A 5,292-nucleotide genomic window follows, 5' to 3' on the forward strand; every position below is an offset into this window, starting at 1 on the left:
TTAGCGTTGGTGCGCCCGGCTGGGATCGAACCAGCAACCCCTGCCTTCGGAGGGCAGTACTCTATCCATTGAGCTACGGACGCAGGGCGTGGATTCTAGCGCGCGCGCTTGCGGGCCTTTGCCCAGCGCGGCTCGTCAGGGAGGCGGCCTCTATAATCGCCCGGCTTTGCCACCGGCTGCCGACGCACCGTGCTGCGCGGGGCTCGACCCCCCAGTTTTTCCGAGGATTTCATGAGCGACCCTGTGCCCTCCCACGCCGATCCGGAAGCCGATCACGAAGGTCCGATCCGCACGCCCAAGCAGTTGCTCATCGCCGTGGTGGCGTCGTTCGTCATTCCGATCGCCGTCATCGTGATGCTGGCCAGTTTCGTGTCGGATGCTGTTAAACCGGGCGCGGGCACCGAAATGCTCGACGAGCAGGCGATTGCCCGGCGGCTGGCGCCGGTCGGGCAGGTCATGGTCCGCGACGTCACCGATGTGAGCGCGATGAAGTCCGGCGCCGAGGTCTACACCGCTCAATGCGCCGCTTGTCACGCCGCCGGTCTGGCCAATGCACCGAAATTCGGCGATGCCGCTGCCTGGGCGCCGCGCATCACCGCCGGTTACGAGACGCTGCTGAAATCGGCGCTAGAGGGCAAGGGCGCGATGGGTCCGCAAGGGGGCGGCGATTTCAGCGACCTGGAAATCGGCCGCGCCGTGGTTCACCTGGCCAATGCCGGGGGCGCCAAGTTCGAGGAACCCAAGCCGCCGGCTGCCATGGCTGCGGCGAGCGAGCCCGCAGCCGCGTTGAGCGGCGCCATTGCGACCACGGCGGCACCCGCACCGACTGCGCCCGCGCCGGTGCCGGCGGCACCCGCCGCACCGGCAGCAGCGCAATCGCCGCCGGAGCCCGGTGCGACCGTCGCCGCGGCGGGCGAGGTCCCGGCAATCTACACGCAGGTTTGTCAGATGTGCCATGCGGCCGGTGTGGCGAACGCTCCCAAGCTGGGCGACAAGGCGGCCTGGGCGCCGCGGCTGGCCCTGGGCATTGACGGGCTGACGCAAAGCGTGATCAACGGCAAAGGGGTCATGCCTCCGAAGGGCGGCGCGGCAGCCGCCAGCGAAGCTGACTTGCGGGCGGTAGTGACCTATATGGTCGAGAGCGTCAAGTAAGAGCGCTCTTCGTTTGCGGCAAGCCGGCTCGTTCAGCGGCTCTGATCACCGAAAGGCCGGCGCGCAAGCCGGCTTTTTCACGTCTGCTGCGGACTGAGCCGGTAGCCGAAACGCGCCGGCAGGTCTTCGAAACGCACCGGCTGCGGTTGCCACTCGCCGCTCGTCACCACGTCGGCGGCAGCGTCCATGTCCATCGAGCGCACCAGACCGAAGCCGGCCTCGGTCTCGAGGAACAGGCGGCCGCCTTCGTCGAGCCAAGCGCTGCGCACGGGTCCCGCCTCCCGCCCGGTATGAGCGTGCAGCGCGAAACCGGTGGCGTTGCGCTGCACGCCAAGAACCAGCGGCGCGGCCTCCAGCTCGACGTACACCCGCTGCGGCCCGTTCTGGAAGAACCAGGCGCCGTGCTCGTCGGGCAGGTAGTTGCGATGGATGAAGTCCACCAGCTTCTCATGCAGCAGCCGGCTGCCCTTGACCTGCGGGAACGGCCCCGCCGCCTGCACCCGGTCGTCGCGCATGTACCAGTCGCCGCGCGCGTCCAGGCCGAGCCAGCCGTGGCAGGCCGGCACGTTGGGCCACTTCTTGAGCGCCGCCTTGACGATCTCGTCCATCGCCGAATTGTCGACCGGTGCCGCCCCCGGGCTCAGTGCGCCTGCAGCCACCCCATCACCGCCTCGGGCAAGCCGAGCCGCCGGCCCGGGAAGCGCCCGGCGGCAAAGCCGACATGGCCGCCCTGCGCCGGCTGCCACAAGCTGACGTGGCGGCCGACTTCATGAGGCTGCGGCAGGCTCGCCGCCGGCACGAAAGGATCGTTGCGCGCGTTGAGCACCAGCGTGGGAATCCGGATGCGAGCGAGATGCGGCTTGGCCGAGCCGCGAGCCCAGTAATCGTCGGTCCCTTTGAAGCCATGCAGCGGCGCAGTGAAGACATCGTCGAAAGCGTAAAGGTCAGCCGCCGCAAGCAGCCGCTCGCGATCGAAGAGGCCGGGGTGCTGAGCCAGCTTGGCCAGCGCCTTGGGTTTCATCGAGCGCAGGAACATGCGGTTGTAAATCTGCCGGTTGAAGCCGCGTGCAATCGCATGGCCGCCTGCGGCGAGATCGATCGGCGCGGAGACCGCCGCCATCGCGCGCACCACCGCTGCTGCGCTGCCTTCGGTTTCCTCGGCCCAGCGCAGCAGCGCGTTGCCGCCGAGCGAGACGCCGACCGCCAGCAGCGGCTGGCGCACGCGGGTCCTCAGACGGGCGAGGATCCAGCCGACCTCTTCGAAGTCGCCGGAGTGGTAGGCGCGCGGCGCGAGGTTCAGCTCGCCCGAGCAGCCGCGAAAGTGCGGCAGTGCGAACTGCCAGCCCTGCTGGGTGGCCCAGTGCGCGAAAGCCTGCGCATAGTGGCTGCGCGAAGAGCCTTCGAGGCCGTGGAACAGCACCAGCAGGGGCGCGTTCGCCTCGTCCCGCGCGTTGCTCGTCGCGAGGAAATCGACGTCGATGAAATCCCCGTCCGGCGTGGCCCAGCGTTCACGCTCGAAGCGTGGCGCCGTGCCGTCGAAGCCGCGTCCACGCAGCGCCGGCCAGATCGTTTGCGCGTTGCCGCCGGGCAGCCACCACGGTGCGACGTGGGTTGCGGCCGAAGCGGCGGCAAGCTCGAAGGCGGTGGACATGCGCGGGCGGCGCTCTTTCCAGTTCAATGCAGCGTCGACGGCGCTTCCGAAATTTCCTGCAGCTCGCGCGCCATGCCGGGGCTGGCATGGTGCAGCACCATGCGCCAGCCCTGAGCGGTCAGCACGTAGGCGTTGGTGACGATCGCGAAGGCTGTCTGCACGCCTTCGTCGCTGCGCACCTGCACGCGTTCGAGCACATGGTGGATCGCGCTCGAATGGGCCTGCAGGCGGCGCACCTTGTCGGGCCGCACATCGATCGCGCCACTCGCGAAGATCGCCTCGAAGGCCGCCCGGATGGCGCCGGCACCCAGCATGCGCGGCCCGCCCGGATGAACGCAGGCGATGTCTTCGTCGTCGGACCACACGGCCATGAGCTTGTCGACGTCGCCCTGCTGCAGCGCTTCGTAGAACTGCGCTTCGATGTCGTCGGGCGAGGACGGCGGGGCTTTCGGTTTGGACGGCATGAGACCTCGAATTTGCGAACGGCCACCGCGGCGGTGGCGACGGCGTGGCACGCGCCGCATGCCGCCGGCATTGTACGAAGCACCCCTAGAATGCCGCCAACTCGAAGCGCCATGGCCACCGACCCGAAAGACTGGACCGAACGCAGCCGCGATCTCGCCGCGCTGTTGTCACGCGTTGCGCTCGGCGACCGTGCGGCTTTTGCCACGCTTTACCAGCAGACCAGTGCGCATCTGCTCGGCGTGGTGCTGCGTATCCAGAGAGACCGGGCCCAGGCCGAAGACGTGCTGCAAGAGGTGTACGTGAACGTCTGGCGCGCCGCGCAGGGTTTCGACACCAGCCTGAGCCAGCCGATGACCTGGCTGACCAGCGTGGCCCGCAACCGGGCCATCGACAGCCTGCGCCGCCGCCAGAGCGAACCGAACACCGTGAGCCTGTCGGGCAGCGGCGACGATGACGAGAACGACATGCTGCACGACCTCGCCTCGGCCAACGCCGGGCCGCTCGAACTGTTGGGACAGGCCGCCGACGCGCAGGCCTTGCGCGGCTGCATGGCCGCGCTCAGCGGCGAGCAGCAGCAAAGCCTCGCGCTGGCCTTCTATCAGGGCCTCTCGCATGCCGAAGTGGCCGAGCACCTGCGTCAGCCGTTGGGCACAGTCAAGAGTTGGGTGCGGCGCGCGCTGATCGCGCTCAAGGGCTGCCTTGAGCACGTGCAGCGCGAGCGCGGCGTGACCTGAGCGCACTCGTGGATTACGCCCGCCCCGCCCTCGCCGACCGCCTTGCGGCCGAGTACACGCTCGGCACGCTGCGCGGCCGTGCGCGCCGGCGCTTCGAAGCACTGCTGCCGGCGCACGCGGCGCTGCGCAGCGCCGTGGCGGGATGGCAGGCGCGGCTGGCACCGCTCGCGGATGCCGTCGCGCCGGTGCAGCCCTCGGCCGCCGTGTGGACGCGGCTCGAGCGCAGCCTGTTCGGCACCGAACGCACAAATGCCCCGGCGCCCGGCGGCTGGTGGCGGCGGCTCGGCCTGTGGCAAGGGCTGACGGCCTTCGCGACCGTTGCGGCGCTGAGCCTGGCGTTGGTGGTGTCGCAACCACCGCCGGTTGCGCCGCCGATCGTCATCGTGCTGAACGCGAATGCCGACGCAGTGGGCGTGCAGCCGGCCAGCTTCGTGGCCAGCGTGACGCCGGACGGCCGCGCGTTGGTGCTCCGGCCTGTCGGCCCGGTGACGCTCGACGCCGGCCGCGCGCTCGAGTTGTGGTCGGTGCCCGGCACCGGCGCGCCGCGCTCGTTGGGTCTGGTCTCGGCCGAAGAGGCCACGACGGTGCTGCGTGCACAACTGCTCGACAACACCGCCGCGTTCGCGGTCAGCATCGAGCCGAGCGGCGGCTCGCCGACGGGCGCGCCGACCGGCCCGATCGTCTCGGTCGGCAAGCTCGACACCTGAGCGCACCGCGCTGCATCCGGATCGACGATGCGCCCGTAGTGAAGGCGATCCATCAGGTTTTTCCTGATCGATCGAACCCTCATCTACGGAGAAAAAGCATGCGTCCGACAAACCCCTTGATCCTGAGCGTCGCCGTGTTGGTGACGCTGACCGCCTGCGCGTCGCAGTCGATGAAGAGCCCGATGGTCGACAACATGGCGCTTGCGGAAGCGGTGCGCGCACCGGCCGGCGAGAAGCAGGCGATGTGGACCCAGACCCGTGACGGCCAGATCACTTATGAATGCCGCGAGAAGAGCGACATGGCCGGCCAGTACGCCTGGGCCTTCGTCGGCCCCGTGGCCACGCTCACGAACGGCAGCGGCGAGGCGGTGGGCAAGTACTTCGGCCCGCCGACCACCTGGCAGTCGACCGACGGCTCGAAGATCGGCGGCAAGCAAGTGGGGGTAGCGCCCAATGCGAGCGGCAACATCCCGCTGCAACTCGTCAAGACCGAGGGTGCCATGGGCAGCGGCGCGATGAGCAAGGTGAGCTCCATCCAGCGCCTGAACACGAAGGGCGGCGTGGCACCGGCGGCGGCTTGCGC

Annotated in this window: 7 protein-coding genes and 1 tRNA gene; 4 read left to right on the forward strand and 4 right to left on the reverse strand. The window is 69.4% G+C overall.

All coding sequences use genetic code 11. The annotated features are described in order from the left end of the window. Nucleotides 1–7: 7 nt before the first annotated feature. A tRNA-Arg gene (locus H0W38_RS15905) sits at nt 8–83 on the reverse strand. A gap of 148 nt (nt 84–231) precedes the next feature. Between H0W38_RS15905 and H0W38_RS15910 the strand changes: the two genes are divergently transcribed. Continuing rightward, on the forward strand, nt 232–1,152 hold the full coding sequence (locus H0W38_RS15910; RefSeq protein ID WP_292455842.1) for a c-type cytochrome: 921 nt from the start codon (nt 232–234) through the stop codon (nt 1,150–1,152). A 77-nt stretch (nt 1,153–1,229) separates the two neighbouring features. Here H0W38_RS15910 and H0W38_RS15915 read toward each other — a convergent pair whose 3' ends face one another. Genes H0W38_RS15915 through H0W38_RS15925 form a run of 3 tightly spaced genes read right to left on the reverse strand, consistent with a single transcriptional unit; the run spans nt 1,230 to nt 3,267 of the window. Continuing rightward, nucleotides 1,230–1,760, reverse strand: a complete 531-nt coding sequence (locus tag H0W38_RS15915) for a DUF2946 family protein (RefSeq protein WP_292455845.1) — start codon at nt 1,758–1,760, stop codon at nt 1,230–1,232. 32 nt (nt 1,761–1,792) lie between these two features. Further along, nucleotides 1,793–2,803 (reverse strand): alpha/beta fold hydrolase, encoded by a 1,011-nt coding sequence (locus tag H0W38_RS15920; RefSeq protein ID WP_292455846.1) that lies wholly within the window; start codon nt 2,801–2,803, stop codon nt 1,793–1,795. 23 nt (nt 2,804–2,826) lie between these two features. After that, nucleotides 2,827–3,267: a nuclear transport factor 2 family protein gene (locus H0W38_RS15925; protein WP_292455848.1), complete on the reverse strand. Its 441-nt coding sequence runs from the start codon at nt 3,265–3,267 to the stop codon at nt 2,827–2,829. 111 nt (nt 3,268–3,378) lie between these two features. On the opposite strand from H0W38_RS15925, the gene H0W38_RS15930 reads away from it, so the two are divergent. The 3 genes from H0W38_RS15930 to H0W38_RS15940 form a co-directional block, all read left to right on the forward strand. Then, nucleotides 3,379–4,002: a sigma-70 family RNA polymerase sigma factor gene (locus tag H0W38_RS15930; protein WP_292455850.1), complete on the forward strand. Its 624-nt coding sequence runs from the start codon at nt 3,379–3,381 to the stop codon at nt 4,000–4,002. Nucleotides 4,003–4,010: 8 nt separating this feature from the next. Next, nucleotides 4,011–4,709: an anti-sigma factor gene (locus H0W38_RS15935; protein ID WP_292455853.1), complete on the forward strand. Its 699-nt coding sequence runs from the start codon at nt 4,011–4,013 to the stop codon at nt 4,707–4,709. A gap of 98 nt (nt 4,710–4,807) precedes the next feature. Then, on the forward strand, nt 4,808–5,292 hold a 485-nt coding region (locus tag H0W38_RS15940), incomplete at its 3' end, for a DUF3455 domain-containing protein (protein ID WP_292455855.1).

It is taken from the genome of Methylibium sp. (assembly GCF_013817365.1).
In the GTDB taxonomy this organism is placed as follows: Bacteria; Pseudomonadota; Gammaproteobacteria; order Burkholderiales; family Burkholderiaceae_C; genus Methylibium.